This window comes from Streptomyces caniscabiei, from assembly GCF_014930365.1.
GTDB lineage: Bacteria > Actinomycetota > Actinomycetes > Streptomycetales > Streptomycetaceae > Streptomyces > Streptomyces caniscabiei.
The window spans coordinates 731,991-747,102 of the sequence record NZ_JABXWI010000001.1 but is presented as its reverse complement, the minus strand read 5'-3'; the positions used below and the strand labels follow the sequence as shown (position 1 = coordinate 747,102).

Sequence of the window (15,112 nt, the reverse complement as noted above, 5' to 3'; positions counted from 1 at the left end):
CCGATGTCATCCGCCGGGCCACCGGTGCTCATCGGGCGGCAGGGACCTTCGTGGAACCGGTGCGCCGGTACTCCCGGTTGGCGAGTGAGTTCGCGTCCCGGCATGCCTGGTCGATCGGCTCTCGCTTGCGGCGGTGCCGCTCGTACGCGGACTTCGTGCCGCACGGCGCGATCGGCCGCCCCGCCCCCGGGGGCTTCGGCTCGGCCGCCGCCTTCGGAGCACGACCCGCGGCGTGCAACTTCGCCCGCTGCCTTCCCGTGAGCCCGGCCACGATCCCGAAGCGCAGGGTGTCCGCCGTCAGCGATTCACGAGCGAGGATCGCCTCCAGGCACTCCTCGCGGACCGGACAGACCTCCAGGCAGATCTTCTTGGCCCGGGTCCACGTCCTCTTGGAGAACCACATGTTCGGGTCCTCGCTGCGGCACACGGCCTGCAGCTCCCACTCCCTGTCCATCACGACCACTCCTTCGGGGTGTGCTTCGAGGCGTCGGGCCAGATCTCCTGGCACTGGGTGAGGTCCGAAGACGGCGCGCCGGGCTGGGTCTCGCGGTGGGCGCCGGCGACGGCCGCACGCATCCGCTCCAGGCCCTCCGCGTACGACGGGCGCAGTCGCGGCCCGTGCACCGCGGCCGTCCTGGACGAGCGACGGAACGACGCGATGTACCCGGTCAGGGCGATCAGCCACAGGGCGCAGAGGCCGATGGCGACGGCGGTGACGGGCGTCATGACGTCGCCACCGGAGCCATGACGTACGTGCCGTGCTTGAGGTAGTGCTGCCGAGACACTGCCTTTGCAGCCCGGCACGGCGCGCACGTCGGCTCCTTCAGGCGGTAGTGCCGCCGGTACCCGGCATCGGTCCCGCATTCCACGGGCTGCCGGGCCCTCCGGGGAGCCTGCCGGGGATTCTGTGCCGCCTTGGGCGTGCCTCCCGGGAACCACTTCAGCATCGTGGTTCCGCTCACGCCGAGCCGCTTGGCGATGACGGAGTACGTCAGCCCGTGCGCGAATCCCACGGTGGCCGCGTAGAAGGCCTCATCGGGTGTGAGCGTCCACCCGTCGCGGAGGCCGTTGATCGCGCGCTCGACGGCGATCAGGTCCACGTCGACCAGCCCGCTGGGCGTGGCCATCCACACTGTGGGGGCGCCCATGGGGACGGCGATCCAGTCCCGCTGACGGCCGACCGGAACACCAGGCTCGATGGAACGGAGGACGTACCGCATGCGCTCGGGAAAGCTCATCCGGTCACCGCCGTCACGTCGCGCACCCAGGCGAGCGCGGTGTCGTCGAGCTGCTCGCGGGCCCGGGTCACCGCCACGTAGGCGAGGCGGGCCTCCTCGCGCGGCAGGATGACCAGACCGGTCTTCTGGTCGGGCTTCGGCGCCCGGAAATCGGCGTGGATGCGGACGGCCGGCCACTCGCGGCCCTTCGACCGGTGCGCGGTGGAGACGACCAGCTCGGCCTGCTGCTCCGAGCACAGCCCGTCCGCGGCCGCGACGATCCGGTCCGGCCCGTGCTCATCGATGAGCTTCACGAGCACTTCGAGGGAGCCGTCTTCCTCGGCGGCGTACTGGCGGACGTCGTCCCAGGACGCGAATCCGCACAGCTCCGGGTGGTCGGTCGGCTGGCCGCTCTGGAGGGCTTCGGCGGCCCAGGCGAGGCGCTTGATGTCGCCGCCGCCTCCGACCAGCGCGACCTTCCGGCCGTACGCGAGGCCCTCCATGACGATGCCCATGGCGCCCGCGTTGGTGCGGCAGAGGATCGCGTCGGGGGCGTCGAGCTGGCCGACGGTCGACTCGGCGGCCTCCCAGCCGGTGAGGCGGAGCGGGGCGTCGATCAGGCGGAGCCACACGTTGGCGCGGGCGGCGATGGCCGGGCCGAACCGGAACGACTGCGACAGCGTCAGCTCGGGGCAGCCGAGTTCGGCCGTGAACTTCTGCAAGGCGTCGTTGGCGCCGCGCCAGCTGTAGATCTGCTGTGCGGAGTCGCCGACGGCGATGCGTTGTGCGTGCTCCTGGGCGAGCAAGACGGCGGAGAGGACGTCGTTGGTGTCCTGGGCCTCGTCGAGGAGGACCACGTCCGTCGGGATGGTCGGCCGGGAGAGGGCCCACATCTTTAGGTAGTGGTCGTGGGACAGGTTCAGGACGCTCTCGTCCTGCTTGAGGTCTTCCCAGGCTGCCCGGGCGACCGGCAGGACGAGCCGCTCCAGCTCGCTGCGGGCCTGCTTCTTCGTGAGGCCGTCGTAGTGCGGGATGTGCCGGGCGGTGATCTCGTCGTCGGCGCTGTGGCAGTACCGCTCGATGGTGTCGAGCGCCATCCGCATGATGATCTTGGAGGTCATGGCCTTCGGGTGGCCGATGTCCGTGGGGATCGTCGGGGTCGCGCCGATGATGTGGAGGATGGAGCGCACGTCGAGGGCCTGCGCGGCCTGGTGGGCGGTCTGGCGGGGACGGTTGAGACGTCCGCCGTACCGCTGGTCGAAGGCGAGGCCGTGGCCGGTCTTGGCCATCACGTTGGAGGGGAAGCTGCGGCGGGCGTCGGCGACGATGGACGTGTTGTAGCCGACGTACGTCATCCTGCGCCGCCGGTCGGCCCGGGCGATCATCTTGAGCGTCGAGGACTTGCCGCATCCGGCGCCGGCCTGGAGGACCAAGTCGAGTCCGTCGCCGTACGCGTCGATCGCGTCGGTCTGTTCTGGGGTGGGGTTCACCACTGGGGGTGCACCTCCTCTCTGGAAGGTGCGGGACCGCCCCGCATGGGGTCGGGGCGGGCCCGCGGTCAGTGGTGAATCAGGCGGCGTGGTCGGTGGCGTCGTCGCGGGAGTGAAGGTCCTCGTCCTCCAGGCCCTGGACCATGGCGGCGAAGTCGGCGGGCCCGTTCTCGCGGTTGCCGTATGCGGTGAGCGTGTCGAGGAGGGTCTGGGCCTCGTCCTTCGTCAGCTCGTTGGCGGAGCCGATCTGGCGGCCGATGATCAGGGAGGTGGCCCGGAGACGCTCGGCGCGGGAGTCCTTGTGACCGAGGCCGACCTTGGAGAAGCAGGCGTGCATCATCCGCATCTGCGGGGCCGTGACGGGCGTCGGGGCCTGGGCCTGCCCGGCGTCTGACGGGGCACCGGCCGGGGTGCTCTGCTTCTGCCCGGCGGGCGGCGCTGACGGGGTCGACGGGGCGTTCGTGACGGGCGTCGCGGCGGGCTTGACTGCCTGCCCGTACTCCTTGATCAGGTCCCCGAGCTTCCCGGGCTCGCCCGTCTTCGGGTGCAGGAGGTCGGCGCCGAGGAGGTTCCGGCTCTGGGCCTGGCTGTGCAGCTCCAGCGCCCGGTCATACGTCAGACCCTGCCGGACCAGTTCGTCCACGATGACCTGGACGGGGTCGACGCCCTGGCCGAGCTGCTCCAGGATCGCCTCGGCGAAGTCGGGACCGGGGTGGTGGACACAGGCGCCGTCCAAGGCGGAGTACCTGGTCTTGGTGACGGTGCCGGTGCCCTCGACCATGTCGATCACGACGTCGACTTCGTACTCGGCGCCCTCGCGCTGGACCGTCTTGACGCCCAGCTTCTTAACCTTGCCGCCGCTCAGCTCGTAGTCGTTCTTCGTCCGCATGGTGACGATGACGTGGCCGGGGAAGCCGAGCAGGACGTCCAGCATGTCCTGTTCCATCTCGTTGACCGGAGCCCAGGCGGAGAACTTGCCGCCGCTGATCTTCTTCCCCTCCTCCTCGACGCGTGCGAGGAGACCGCCCTTGCCTGCCCAGTAGTGCGACCAGCTGTCGATGATGAGGACGGCGAGCCGGGCTTCCTCAGCCGACTTCACCACCGCGATCAGGTTCTCGGGGGAGCAGAACGCCATCGGCACGTGCACGAACTCGTGCGCCTCGATGTCCGGACGGCCCGGCACCGGGGCGTACTTGAGGGCGGAGCCGCGCTCGGAGTCGACGACGCCGATCAGGCCGCCCTTGGCGAGCGCCTCGGCCATGCGCAGTGCGGTCTTGGTCTTGCCGCTGCCGCCCGGGCCCTGGAGGGCGATGCGGGCCTTGGCGGTCTCGCGGGTGGCGGGGGCGAAGGTGAAGGTCGTCATGACGTGCTCCGATTGCGCTGGTGCGGCGGGGAGAGAAGGAGGGGGGAGGCGGCGAACTCGCGGAGGCGGTTCACGACGGTGATCGCGGCGCCGTACGCGCGGCGCTTGCGTCGGAACGAGCCGTCCGTGTCGGTGTCGGTCCGCCGGTACTTGCCGTCGAGGTCCGCCTCCAGGGCGGTCGCCAGCTCTTGGCCGGCCTCCTTGCGGAGGTCGACCAGGAGGGCGGCGGCCTCGTCGGGTCGCAGGGCGCGACCGCTGGTCAGGGCCTTGAAGGCGGTGGTGTAGGCGCTCACTTGTCCGCCTCCTGGTCCTCGGCCAGGGCCTGAGTGGGGGCGAAGGCGCGGGTCAGCCGGTCCGGCCGGACCGGGCCGAGGTCGACCCAGCCATCGGCCCACGCCTCGTCGCTCAGGGCCGAGGAAGCCCACGGGCGGCCGTTGCCGGGCTGCTCGAAGCCGAAGGCCCGGAGGACGCCCTTGGTCGGGTGGACAGCCACGCCGACGCACTCGAAGTTGGGCCGGTCCTCCGGCGCCCGGAACGGCAGGTCACGGGTGTACGCGCGGCCGGGGCGGAAGAAGCTGGAGGTGGGCTCCTGGTCCGCCCGCAACTTTTCCGCCGCGTCCGACAGGGCCTCGTTCAGCGTCTGCTGCTCCGCCTCCAGGTCGAGGAGACGGCGCAGCACCGGGCCCATCCGCTCGCCCATGAACGAGGTGAGGTTCATGCAGAACCAGTCCTCGCGCTGCGTCGTGTGGTCGTGCTCCCGCGCGTCACGGACGGACTCGCCGAGCGACAGCACCAGCCCGATCTCCGCGGGCTTCGCGTCCTCGCCGATGAAGCTGGCCAGCGCCGTGCGCTGCTCGGGGGTCAGAGGCTCGAAGGTCACTCCGACTCACCGCCCTTCGCGGTGACGGGCGTCACGGGCAGCCTGACGGGCAGCAACGGGCCCGCCATCTCCACGATGTTCGCGAGCGAGCACCGCTCCGGCCGCCCGTCGACCGACAGCAGCGGCATCCCGTCCGGGCGCTGGTCGCCGTGGAAGTACCAGACGTCCCCGTGGGCGTCCCGCTGCGGCCGGGCCAGGTCGTACACGGTCCCGTCCAGCTCGTACGGACGCTCCGCTTTCTGCGTCTCCCGAGCCCGGACCTGCGGGACGTCGTACGCCAGAACGGAGACGCGCACACCGTCGCGGTAGCCCTCGCCGCCCACCGCGTGCGGCAACGACCGCTCCGCGCCGTGCGTGATCCCGAAGTACCGGCGCCACTCCGCCCACTGCTCCTGGCCCGTGATCTGCAACGCGACCAGGACCCGGTCGCCGTCCGTACGGACGCTCTGGAACGCCGGGTGCTGCCCGGCCTGCTGCTGAATGGAGGCCGCGACCAGCTGCGCGCGCTCGCAGGACTGGTCCCACGCGACCGCCTGCTGTTCCAGGTCCGTCAGCTCCCGCTCGGGGTGGGGCTTGGCCTGCGGCTCCCGGGACCATCCGCCGGCGGGCGTGCGGTGCAGCACGGTGCCGTACGAGCGCTCCGGGTCGGTCAGGAGCCGGACGTCGTTCAGGGCCTGGACGACGGCGGTCGCCGGGTCGTTGCTGGCGGAGGCCAGGATCTTGCGGACGACGCGCACGGCGTGCGGGATGTTCTTGTTCATGCCGTCGCCCCTTCCGGCTGGCTTTCGGGCTGGGTGTTGGTGAAGGGGGCCCACACGTCGATGCGGATGTTGTTCACGACCGCCTCGAAGGTGAGCTGCTGGTTGCTGCCGTACGTCTCCAGCGCCACGCTCGTGGTCGGTACGAACAGCGCCTCGCGCCAGGTCTCGACGGCCTGCATGTTGTCGAGCTGCACGCGCACCACGTCCGGGTCCACCGAGCTGAAGACGATGTAGGCCGGGGGCAGCTCGGGGTTCTTCTGCGCGAGGCCAGCGAGGAAGGTGAGCGCGGCGGCCTGCGAGCCGAGGGCCTTCGCGAAGCCGATGGACGTCACGCCGCCACCCCTGCCGTGAGGGTCTGCCGCATGATGCTCATCGCACGGAACTGGAGCGTCTTGACCGCCCCAATGTCCTTGCCCAGCCGCGCCGCCGTCTCCGGTCCCGTCAGCCCTTCCAGGAACCGCAGCTCCAGGCACTGGCGCTGGTACGGGGTGAGGTTGCGCATCGCGGCCGTGACGGTCTCGACGGCCTCGGCGATGTCCAGCTCCCGCAGGGCGTACGCCTCGGCGGAGCGGTCACGCTCGTCGCTGTCGGCCATCTCCGCGACCGGGACCTCCAGCCGCGTCCGGGCCAGCTTCACGTGGTCGAGGTGGATGTTCCGCGCGATGACGGAGAGCCAGCCAGCGAAGCCGGCGGAGCGCGGGGCGGTGAAGGTCTCCATGCGGCGCAGGGCGCGGACGAAGACGTCCTGCGTCAGGTCCTCCGCCAGGTTCCGGTCACGGGTCCGGTTGTAGAGGAAGGCGTACACCGTGTCGCGGTGCGCGGTGTAGAGGGCGGCGAACGCGGTGCGGTCGCCGGCGCGGGCCCGGGCGACGAGCTCGGACTCCAGCGCACCTCCCGCCATGATCATGCCGTTAACCTGTGTAGACACGGTCCGTTCTCCTTTGACGTAGGGGCTTGCGGTTCGTGGGTTGGGGGCCGTTCCGGAATGCCGTCCGGGGCGGCCCTTCTTGTGTCAGGCGGCGGTGCGCTGCTTCCGCATCGCGTCGAGGACGGCGTGCGGGTCGAAGCGCCGACTACGGCCGACGTAGATCAGCCCGGGCCAGAGCTCGCCGCGCTCCTTGGCGTCCGCGATCTGGGCGTCGATCCACGACGGCGACTTACGCAGGAACTTCGCGAGCGCCCGCTGGTCCATGAGCTGTGCGGGCAGAGGCTTCCGCCCATCAACCGTCCACGAAGTGCGTGTGGATGTGGATTCTCCGAGCGTGAAAACGACAGGCTCGAAGAGGGTCGTGACCTCCCGGCCGAGCGCTGCCGAGACGAGCTCTGCCGCTCGGTCGCTGCATTCCTCGCGCGCCGTCTTGCCGCCGCCGACGATGAAGCCGATCAGCGACTTCGAGAGCCCCTTCTGGTCGGGGTCGATCTCTCGGGTCTTGGCGGCGAGGCGTGGGATGTCCAGCTCGGCCGCCTTCATGGCGGCCCGCAGCGGGGCACCTTTGTCCAGTCGTCGCATGGTGATCCTCTGGGCCGTGTGGCCCGGATAGGGGTTGAGTAGGCCGCTTTGACCTGCTGCATCCACAGTCTGCATGTGGATGTGGATTCAGTCAAGGGAGGCGCACAGGGTTGTGTAAAAGGTGCACAAGGGTCGAGGGGGGTTACGTAGATGCGCCGAGGCCCGTCAAATACAGGTCATCAATCCACGTTCTACTTGCGTATGTAGATTTATTGCCCGACTCTGTTGCCTGTGACCACCGCCCCGAGCCACTCCGGCGAGCCCGACCGCCCCGCCGATGACTCCACCCCCAAGGGTGAGGACCTGGCGGCACTACTCCTGCGCCTGCTGTCAGAGACCCAACACACCCAGAGGGAACTCTCAGACACGACAGGCATCAAGTACACGCGCCTCAACATGTGGCTCACAGGGAAGCGCGGCACCTCCCGCGTGGAGACCGACGAGCTGCGCAGCCTTGCCGACGCCTTCACTCGGTGGGGAGCGGACTTCACCCCGAGGCAGATTTTCGAAGCCTCGGGCCGGCCTGTGCCTGGGCGGGCAAGCGAGGAGCGAGAGGCGCGCCTGCTGAAGATCTACAGGGCGCTACCCGACGCCCAGCAACGAGACGTCGTCAAGTACGCCGAAGCCATGGCCGCGGTCAGTCGCGTCTCGTAGCTGACGGTAAGGGTTGCCTTAGAAAGGGGTAAATTCACGCGACTGGGGTGGCAGAAAACATTCCTCCCCGAATATGACAACAACCTCCCCATCATCAATACACACAGGTACGATCAGTCACCCGCTGTCCTCCCGGGAGCGGAAAACTGCCGTCGCGCATCCCTGGGGGGATACCTGTGTGCATCCGCATCGCCATTGCCGACGCTCTCCAGCAGATCGCCATCTGGGACCCGGACGAGATCACCATCCTCGTAGACAGGGGCACCCACCCTCACGACCTGATCAGAGAACTGCACGATCTCCTGGCAGTCGACCTCGGCGCACCCATCACCGGCGCCGGCCTCACCTGCTTCTGCGGCGACCCGCTTGAGCTCCCCACCGAGCTCACCCCTGTCCCCGCAGCATCCGGCGCGCCCACACTCTGATCAGGAGCACACCGTGGGGCGTAAGAACACCACCGCCAACCCCCGCCAGATCCGCAGCAAGCGCTGCGGCTGCAAGCTCTGCCTGGCCAAGTACCCAGGCACCCGGGCCAAAACGAAGGACTGCATCGGCTCGTGGCAGGCCCGGTACACACCACCTGGCCAGCGGGAACGAGCCGTCAACTTCGACACCGACACGGAGGCGGTCGCCTTCCTCGAGCGCACCCGTACCGAAATCCGCGAGCGCCGGTGGATCGATCCCGCACGTGGCGAAATCACGCTCATGGCGTGGCACACGCTCTGGTGGAAGTCGCAGACCGCGCAGCTGGAGGAGAACACCATCGACCGCGACAGTCGGTCGTGGCGCAACCACGTCCAGCGGCGGTTCGGCACCGTGCGCCTGGTGGACATCACCTGGCTCGACGTCCAGAACTGGGTGAACTCGATCTGGGACGGGGCCGGCGGCCCCCTCGCTGCGTCCAGCGTGACGAAGGCCTTCCAGGTCCTCGACCGCATGATGACCGCGGCCATGCGCGACCGCCGTATCCCTTTCAATCCGTGCGACGGCGTCAAGCTCCCGTCTGGGCGGGGAAAGCACCCCGACGACCGGCGGCCGCCGACGACCGACCAGCTCGCCCTGGTCCGCGAGAAGCTGCCCGACTACCTGCGGCCCGTGCAGCAGCTCGCCGAGGAGACCGGCCTGCGCTTCGGTGAGCTCGCCGGCCTCCGCTGGTGCCGGGTCGACTTCGCCTCCCGGCGGCTCCAGGTCCGGGAGGTCCTGATCGAGCCGCGCGGGCACGTCAAGAGGAAGGCGTACCCGAAGTCCGACGCGGGCCTGCGCACCGTGCCGCTGACGGAGACCGCCGTGCAGCTGCTGCGCGAGCTCTGGTCCGCCGAGCCGGACGCGAGCCGGACACAGTCCGAGCCGGAGGACGGCCTGCGCACTGAGGAACTCGTCTTCCACGGGCGGAACGCGATCCGCCGCGGCTCGAAGAGGGCCGGCGGCGAGGGCGAGCGGTACCGGGCGCCGCTCCGCCGAAGCAGCGTCCGCCGGCGGTGGGTCGACGCGATCGAGAAGGCCGGGATCGCCCGGAAGGTTGTGAAGACCTGGACCGAGGAGGTCGAGGACCCGGAGACCGGGCGCATAAAGAAGGAGGAGAAGGAGAGGACGGACTGGTGGCCGGACTTCCATGACCAGCGGCACACCTTCGCCTCGCGCCTGCATGCGCTCGGAGTGCCGGAGGCGATCACGCAGGAGATCCTCGGGCACGAGCGAGCGGGCGAAGTGACGTGGCTCTACACGCACGCCTCGGCGGACTACGCGGGCCAGGTACTCGCGGCCCTCGAGGGCGCTGTGCCTGGTCAAGCGCAGCTCAGGATGGTGTCGGGGGAGTCCGGTGGAGTCCGGGAAGAGTCCGGACCGGGTGTAAGTCGGGCCGGGGTCGCATGATGTTGACTGGTGTAGACGCGTGTAGGCGCTCTACCACCAGGCACTTCCCCTACCAGCGGCGACGTCGAATTTGACCCAGGCCCTGATAAGGATGAGGCCACAGGTTCAAATCCTGTTAGCCCCACCAGACGGAAGACCCCCAACCGATATCGGTTGGGGGTCTTTGCTGTCGTCGGCGACACGTGGGGTGTCCCGGATCTCGGCCGGCCAACAAGGACGCGGAGCGGACGACTTGCTCCTCTGACCGGCGGGGGCTCCGGGTGTCTGGCGGGTGGTCTGGAGACCTGCAGTGGCTCTGGTGACCTGCGGTGGTTCCGGTGATCGGCGGTGGCTCCGCGACCTTCGGTGGACCGTGCTCGGACGGGCCTCCACGCAACGACGAAGACCCTCAGCCGCGTGTGGCTGAGGGTCTTCGTCGTTCACGGTCTTCCACCGGGCGTCGTACGCAAGATCGCCGCTGGGTCGGTGTCTTCCCGCCGGGGATCAGCGCTGGAGAGGTGCTCCTGGAGGCTCGGCCCGTGGGAGAGGGGCCTCCGGGGCCGCGACATGGCCCGTGGCGCTCGTGGCGTTCGCAGCGGTGTCCGTGGCCGTGTGCAGGGCCGTGCGGTGGCGGCAGGAGGGGGAGGAGCCGTGGGCCTCGGCGCGGATGCGCTGTTTCATCGTGGGAGGCAGAGCACGGTCGTGGGGCCGGGCCGGGAGGGGCATCGCCGGGGCCGCCGCGGGGACCACGCAGTTGCGGGTGGTCTCGGTCTGCGGTACGGCCGCCGAGGCCGTGGTCGTGACGAGTCCGAGCGCCGTGCACAGCGCGAGGAAGGCGGTGACGATGGCGGTCCACAGCTTCATGACCTTGTTCTGGGCCATGGCCCCTCACTTTCGGGTTGGGCGATTTGCGTACTTTCCTCATGATGTGTATGTGGGCTCCGAAATCATGGACCGACGTCCATGGCGCGTCGATCTTCGGATGAACACCACTCGGATGGGTGCAAGGAGGTCTGAGGACTTGCAGGAAGCCGAGGTCCGTGGGATCCGCCGAGGTGTGCGAGATGTGATGGACCTGTGTGCGGACCTGTGTGATGAGCCTGCGATCGGAACAGTGGCGTCCGGTTCTACTGCGGTCTTCCCTGCGGGAGTTGGGGGGCCGACGCAGGTCACCGATCGGTATCGGTCGGTGTGTATAGTCGGGCGCCAGAGGTCCCCTACGTCAAGGAAAGACGAGGTCGCGCGGTGAAGAAGCTTCTCCTGGTCGCACTGGCCGCCATCGGCGGGCTCCTCGTGTACCGCCAGATCCAGGCGGATCGCGCCGAGCAGGATCTGTGGACGGAGGCGACTGACTCCGTGCCCACGGGTTCGTGAACGTCGACATCAGTCTCAGAGCAGACCCCGGCCGCCTGGCGGCCGGGGTTTTGTGTCGCTCGGGGGCTTCCCTCCCCTTCCGGACCATGTGCCGACATTCCGCCGGACTTGGATTCGCCTTGGCGAACGAGGTGCTTGCGGGAGCAAGGCGCCGTTCCGGATAGCGGCCGTTTTCGGCCGCTCCTGCCCAGGAAGTGAGGCATCGGCGCGCACGGCCCGGCAGGATGGGCGCTTTCGGGGCCACGAGCACCTGGTGGGGCCTCGGGAGGACGGTCTACGACGAGGGGTGGCGCTTGATGGGGCGGCGCACGGTCTGGTGGTGGCGAGCTGCGGCGGCCGTGGGAGCGGCCCTGTGCGTGACGACGGCGCAGACCGGCCCCGCCGTGGCGGCCGACGCGCCCACCCCGTACGCCTACGCGCGGGACGCGATCACGGTCGAGGGCGCCACGAGCAGCACGGAAGCCGTACGGCTGGCGGTCGGCAAGACCTATCGCAGCTCCATCGGGCCGGGCGGCAAGCTGTACTTCCGTCTCGATCTCGGGGCCGCCGCCAACGCGTACGTCTCGGCCACGGCCGTACCGGAGGCGGGATCGGCGGTCGGCTCCGCGGACGGGGTCAGGGTGTCCGTGCAGGACGCCGACGCCCATCGCTGCTCCTACGAGACCGCCCGCTTCGGACCGACCCGCAGCGGGCACCCCGTCACGGCCTGGGCCTCGCGGGTGATCGGCAGCGACGAGTACATGTGCCAGGGGGGCGGGGTCTACTACGTCGTCGTCGAACGGGTCGGCTCGGCTGTCGGGGGCGGTGCGGGGACGAGCACGGGTTCGGCGTCGGGGGCGGTTTCAGGCTCCGCTTCGGGTTCGGCGTCGGGATCGGTTTCCGGCTCTGCTTCGGGCTCGGTGACGGGTTCCCCGTCCAAGGGCGGCGCGGAGAAGTGGGGGCTGGAGCTCGGTTTCGTCTCGGAGCCCGTGGTGACGAAGGGTGGTGCGACGAACGCCCCCCAGACCTGGAACTCCGCCTCGCCCGAGGCCGTGTCCGGTGACCCCGAGGACCGTCGCGGCGGGAGCGGCTTCGCCGCGGCGAGCCCCGTGGCTCAGGGAGTCTGGCGGGACGAGGCCGGCATCAGAGCCGGGGAGACGCTCTTCTACAAGGTGCCCGTCGGCTGGGGGCAGCAGCTCCACGCCACCGCCGAACTGGGCAGTACGACCGAGGGCGACGGTTATGTGGGGAACGCGTTCGTCATGTCGCTCTACAACCCCGTACGCGGGCTCGTGGACGACAGGACGGCCAACTACGGGGGCGACCAACGCTCCGTCGCCCTGGACCCGCTCCCGCCCGTCGCCTACGAGAACCGCTTCTCCCCCGACGACGAGGTGGGCGGGATGCGGTTCGCCGGCTGGTACTACCTGGCACTGCACCTCGGGACGTCGGTCGCCGACCGGTTCGGCGACGACCCGGTCGGGCTGACGCTGCGGGTGCGCCTGGAGGGCGAGGCAGGGGCCGGGCCGGGATATCTGGGAGCCTCCGTGCCGCGTGGGGTCTTCGAGGTCACCGAGAGGGACCGGGAGGCCGCCGAGAACGGCACGACGGGGGACACGCTGGAGGACGGCGCCGGGGGTGCCGGGGGTGCCGAGGGCGGCGGTGACGGAGGGAGCGCGGGGCGTTCCGGCGACGCGGAGGGGTTCGGGGGTTCCTCGGGCGGCGGAGACCAGCGTCTGGCCATGACCGTCGTCGCGGCGGGCGGCATCGGCACCGGGAGTCTGCTGGTGCTCGGGCTGCTGCTGTGGACGGTCGTGGCCCGCCTGCGGGCTTCCGCCGCCACCGAGTCCGAACGACCGAGGGCGGGCACGGCGTCCCGGGGGCGGCACGGGGCGTCCCGGGGGCGGTAGTACGGGGCGGCCTGCGGTCGGTGCGGCCGGTCAGGCCGGTGGCAGGGGTCAGAGTCGGCCCAGTGCCCAGAATCCCACCGCGAAGCAGGCCAGGGCGACCAGCAGGACCGGGATGACCACCTTGGCGGGAGGGCCCGGACGGCGCCGGGGAACCGCCCTCGATCGACGTGGAACCTGCGTCGGCCGAGCGGTGTATGAACCAGTAGAGGCATACGCGTGCTGCACCGCCGATGCCGGGGCCTGAGAGAGGCCCAGGGGTGGGTGCGACTGGGGGGAGGGCACATGCGCGGGTTCGGGGTGGTGCGCCGGGGCTGTTCGGACGGGGGTCCCGGCAGGGTGGCCGGTCTGCTGCTCGGGTCGCTGTGGTGGGTGCCCGAGGCCGGGGACGTGCTGCTCGGCCTGCTGCGGCGGTGCGTCGGCGGTGAGTACCTGGGGCGGGGGCAGGTGGAAGCTGCCGGTGTCCGACATCGTGGAGGGCCGTGCTGCCGCGGGGGAGCTTTCGGGCCGCGGTGGTACGGCGGAGGGGGCCGACTCGGGAGGCGTGTGACCGGTGTGGGTCGGCGACGCCGAAGACGCCGAGGAAGCGGTGTCGGCGTCAGCGAGCCAGTGATCGGTTCCTTGTCGTGCGCCGACGCCTGAGTCCGTGCTGGAGGCGGTGCCCGAGGAGCCGGTGGCGAAGCCGACGCCGGAGCCGTTGCCAGATCCGTTGCCGGAGTTGGAGGAGCCGGTCGGGGGCGGGGCGGTGGTGGGCATGGGGGGCGGGGATATGGAGCCCGTGGCTGTGTACGGGGGCTGAGGGACGGCGCCCGGCAGCGGTGCCGGTGTCGCGGGGCCTCTCCCGGGCTGGGGCGGCGGGTCCATGGGCGGCGGGCCGTATGCCGGCGGATGGTGAGGCGGCGGCGGTGTGGCGTCCGAGACGAGCGGTGATACGGCGGGCGCCGGGGAGGCGCCGGAAGCGGGAAGCGGTGAAGGGAGGTGCGGACCTGGTGAGTGGGGAGGGGCAGCGGGCGTCCCGTGGCCGGGGGTGGGGGAGGAAGTGCTGCCGGTGCCCGTGCCACTGCCGGTCCTGGTGCCCGTGTCTGTCTTGTCCAGCCCCGATGCCCTGTGCAGCGGTCCTTCGGGAGCGAACCCCTGGGGAAGCGGGCCCAGTTGGTCGAAGACCTCCACCAGTTCGTCATCGGGCCCCGGCTCGGGCAGCAGCTCGATGGCGGCGGCGAGGGCCTTGCGGGCCCCGGTGGCGGTGCGGAAGCGGGAGTTGGGGTCCGGCTGGAGCAGCGTGGCGATGACCTGCCACAGCGGCCCGGGGATGCCTCGTGGCGCCTTGGGGGTGCCGTGGGCGGCGAAGTGCTCGATGAGGGCCTTGGCGTCGGGCTTGGCGCCCTCCAGGAGGTACAGGGCGACCAGTCCTACGGCAAAGAGGTCGGCCGGGAAGTCCGGATCCGCGCCCAGCATCTGTTCGGGGGCGAAGTAACCCGGCGTGCCCACCACGTAGTTGGTCTCGGTCAGGCGTGGCTCGCCCAGGCGCATGGCGATGCCGAAGTCGGACAGACGCAGACGGGGACGGGCTGTGCCCGTGGCCTCCAGGAGCACGTTGGCGGGCTTGATGTCGCGGTGGATGACTCCCTCGGCGTGCACGGCGGCGAGGCCGGACAGCAGTTGGTCGAGCAGGCCGCAGACGTAGGCGGGCGGAAGGGGACCGTAGTCGTTGACGAGGTTGACCAGTGATCCTCCGGCCACCAGGTCCATGGTGAACAGGACCTTGTCGTCGTCGGCGGCCCAGCTGGCGGGGGCGAGCACATGTGGGTGGTCGATCCGTACGGCCTGCTCGCGGACGAAGCGCAGCAGGGCGTGCGCGTCGCGCTGTTGCAGGACCTTGGCGGCCACATAGCGGCGGCGGCGGTGGTCCCAGGTGCGCCAGACCGCGCCGACTCCCCCGCGCCCGATCGGATCGACCAGTTCGTACCGGCCGGCGAAGACCTCACCCATGGCTGTGCGTCGTTCCCCCTTCGGCTCCCCTCCTGGCTGCCCGTCGGCGGAGGGCACGGCGCTCGTGCCGCCCTCCGCGGAGCCAGCTCGTACGCGCCCGGCTTCCCTCGGAGCTGGTACCCGCTTCTGTCCCCCTG

18 protein-coding genes are annotated in these 15,112 nt (G+C 70.4%); 5 read left to right on the top strand and 13 right to left on the bottom strand.

The window, feature by feature from the left end; translation table 11 throughout:
- Positions 1 to 28 precede the first annotated feature (28 nt).
- The 11 genes from HW837_RS03610 to HW837_RS03560 form a co-directional block, all read right to left on the bottom strand.
- Positions 29 to 454 carry a WhiB family transcriptional regulator gene (locus tag HW837_RS03610; protein ID WP_060903379.1) on the bottom strand — a complete coding sequence of 142 codons (426 nt, stop codon included), beginning with the start codon at positions 452 to 454 and terminating at the stop codon, positions 29 to 31.
- Positions 454 to 726 (bottom strand): hypothetical protein, encoded by a 273-nt coding sequence (locus tag HW837_RS03605; protein WP_060903378.1) that lies wholly within the window; start codon positions 724 to 726, stop codon positions 454 to 456. The genes HW837_RS03610 and HW837_RS03605 overlap by 1 nt, the downstream gene beginning before the upstream one ends.
- Positions 723 to 1,238 (bottom strand): hypothetical protein, encoded by a 516-nt coding sequence (locus tag HW837_RS03600; RefSeq protein WP_193382387.1) that lies wholly within the window; start codon positions 1,236 to 1,238, stop codon positions 723 to 725. The genes HW837_RS03605 and HW837_RS03600 overlap by 4 nt, the downstream gene beginning before the upstream one ends.
- Positions 1,235 to 2,707 carry a UvrD-helicase domain-containing protein gene (locus tag HW837_RS03595; protein WP_193382388.1) on the bottom strand — a complete coding sequence of 491 codons (1,473 nt, stop codon included), beginning with the start codon at positions 2,705 to 2,707 and terminating at the stop codon, positions 1,235 to 1,237. The genes HW837_RS03600 and HW837_RS03595 overlap by 4 nt, the downstream gene beginning before the upstream one ends.
- Positions 2,708 to 2,786: 79 nt before the next feature.
- Positions 2,787 to 4,070: an AAA family ATPase gene (locus HW837_RS03590; protein WP_193382389.1), complete on the bottom strand. Its 1,284-nt coding sequence runs from the start codon at positions 4,068 to 4,070 to the stop codon at positions 2,787 to 2,789.
- Complete coding sequence (locus HW837_RS03585) at positions 4,067 to 4,363, bottom strand: hypothetical protein (RefSeq protein WP_193382390.1); 297 nt, start codon at positions 4,361 to 4,363, stop codon at positions 4,067 to 4,069. Before HW837_RS03585 ends, HW837_RS03590 begins: the two co-directional genes overlap by 4 nt.
- Positions 4,360 to 4,950 (bottom strand): hypothetical protein, encoded by a 591-nt coding sequence (locus HW837_RS03580; protein ID WP_193382391.1) that lies wholly within the window; start codon positions 4,948 to 4,950, stop codon positions 4,360 to 4,362. Before HW837_RS03580 ends, HW837_RS03585 begins: the two co-directional genes overlap by 4 nt.
- Positions 4,947 to 5,711 (bottom strand): BN159_2729 family protein, encoded by a 765-nt coding sequence (locus HW837_RS03575; protein WP_060903372.1) that lies wholly within the window; start codon positions 5,709 to 5,711, stop codon positions 4,947 to 4,949. The genes HW837_RS03580 and HW837_RS03575 overlap by 4 nt, the downstream gene beginning before the upstream one ends.
- Positions 5,708 to 6,043, bottom strand: a complete 336-nt coding sequence (locus HW837_RS03570; protein WP_193382392.1) for a hypothetical protein — start codon at positions 6,041 to 6,043, stop codon at positions 5,708 to 5,710. Before HW837_RS03570 ends, HW837_RS03575 begins: the two co-directional genes overlap by 4 nt.
- A complete protein-coding gene (locus HW837_RS03565) occupies positions 6,040 to 6,639 on the bottom strand; it encodes an RNA polymerase sigma factor (protein WP_319771729.1) in 600 nt (199 codons plus the stop codon). The genes HW837_RS03570 and HW837_RS03565 overlap by 4 nt, the downstream gene beginning before the upstream one ends.
- An 84-nt stretch (positions 6,640 to 6,723) precedes the next feature.
- Positions 6,724 to 7,221, bottom strand: coding sequence for a hypothetical protein (locus HW837_RS03560; protein WP_193382393.1), 498 nt, complete (start codon positions 7,219 to 7,221; stop codon positions 6,724 to 6,726).
- Between the two features lie 231 nt (positions 7,222 to 7,452).
- Between HW837_RS03560 and HW837_RS03555 the strand changes: the two genes are divergently transcribed.
- The 3 genes from HW837_RS03555 to HW837_RS03545 all read left to right on the top strand — a co-directional run bounded on the left by HW837_RS03555 (position 7,453) and on the right by HW837_RS03545 (position 9,747).
- Positions 7,453 to 7,875, top strand: a complete 423-nt coding sequence (locus HW837_RS03555) for a helix-turn-helix domain-containing protein (RefSeq protein ID WP_060903368.1) — start codon at positions 7,453 to 7,455, stop codon at positions 7,873 to 7,875.
- Between the two features lie 176 nt (positions 7,876 to 8,051).
- Positions 8,052 to 8,300: a hypothetical protein gene (locus tag HW837_RS03550; protein WP_060903367.1), complete on the top strand. Its 249-nt coding sequence runs from the start codon at positions 8,052 to 8,054 to the stop codon at positions 8,298 to 8,300.
- 13 nt (positions 8,301 to 8,313) lie between these two features.
- Positions 8,314 to 9,747: a site-specific integrase gene (locus HW837_RS03545; RefSeq protein ID WP_193382394.1), complete on the top strand. Its 1,434-nt coding sequence runs from the start codon at positions 8,314 to 8,316 to the stop codon at positions 9,745 to 9,747.
- A gap of 483 nt (positions 9,748 to 10,230) precedes the next feature.
- Here the strand turns inward: HW837_RS03545 and HW837_RS03540 are convergent, their stop codons facing one another.
- Positions 10,231 to 10,608 (bottom strand): DUF6344 domain-containing protein, encoded by a 378-nt coding sequence (locus tag HW837_RS03540; protein ID WP_193379360.1) that lies wholly within the window; start codon positions 10,606 to 10,608, stop codon positions 10,231 to 10,233.
- Positions 10,609 to 10,971: 363 nt separating this feature from the next.
- On the opposite strand from HW837_RS03540, the gene HW837_RS48385 reads away from it, so the two are divergent.
- Both HW837_RS48385 and HW837_RS03530 read left to right on the top strand, forming a co-directional pair.
- Positions 10,972 to 11,100 carry a DLW-39 family protein gene (locus HW837_RS48385; protein ID WP_003999697.1) on the top strand — a complete coding sequence of 43 codons (129 nt, stop codon included), beginning with the start codon at positions 10,972 to 10,974 and terminating at the stop codon, positions 11,098 to 11,100.
- 296 nt (positions 11,101 to 11,396) lie between these two features.
- Positions 11,397 to 12,989, top strand: coding sequence for a hypothetical protein (locus HW837_RS03530; protein WP_193379361.1), 1,593 nt, complete (start codon positions 11,397 to 11,399; stop codon positions 12,987 to 12,989).
- Between the two features lie 48 nt (positions 12,990 to 13,037).
- Here HW837_RS03530 and HW837_RS03525 read toward each other — a convergent pair whose 3' ends face one another.
- Positions 13,038 to 14,975 (bottom strand): serine/threonine-protein kinase, encoded by a 1,938-nt coding sequence (locus HW837_RS03525; protein ID WP_193379362.1) that lies wholly within the window; start codon positions 14,973 to 14,975, stop codon positions 13,038 to 13,040.
- Between the last annotated feature and the right edge of the window lie 137 nt (positions 14,976 to 15,112).

What these genes read in the sequence shown, in the direction of transcription:
- HW837_RS03610 (WP_060903379.1), bottom strand. Translation starts at nt 454, where the DNA reads ATGGACAGGGAGTGGGAGCTGCAGGCCGTGTGCCGCAGCGAGGACCCG.
- HW837_RS03605 (WP_060903378.1), bottom strand. Translation starts at nt 726, where the DNA reads ATGACGCCCGTCACCGCCGTCGCCATCGGCCTCTGCGCCCTGTGGCTG.
- HW837_RS03600 (WP_193382387.1), bottom strand. Translation starts at nt 1,238, where the DNA reads ATGAGCTTTCCCGAGCGCATGCGGTACGTCCTCCGTTCCATCGAGCCT.
- HW837_RS03590 (WP_193382389.1), bottom strand. Translation starts at nt 4,070, where the DNA reads ATGACGACCTTCACCTTCGCCCCCGCCACCCGCGAGACCGCCAAGGCC.
- HW837_RS03575 (WP_060903372.1), bottom strand. Translation starts at nt 5,711, where the DNA reads ATGAACAAGAACATCCCGCACGCCGTGCGCGTCGTCCGCAAGATCCTG.
- HW837_RS03560 (WP_193382393.1), bottom strand. Translation starts at nt 7,221, where the DNA reads ATGCGACGACTGGACAAAGGTGCCCCGCTGCGGGCCGCCATGAAGGCG.
- HW837_RS03540 (WP_193379360.1), bottom strand. Translation starts at nt 10,608, where the DNA reads ATGGCCCAGAACAAGGTCATGAAGCTGTGGACCGCCATCGTCACCGCC.
- HW837_RS03530 (WP_193379361.1), top strand. Translation starts at nt 11,397, where the DNA reads ATGGGGCGGCGCACGGTCTGGTGGTGGCGAGCTGCGGCGGCCGTGGGA.
- HW837_RS03525 (WP_193379362.1), bottom strand. Translation starts at nt 14,975, where the DNA reads ATGGGTGAGGTCTTCGCCGGCCGGTACGAACTGGTCGATCCGATCGGG.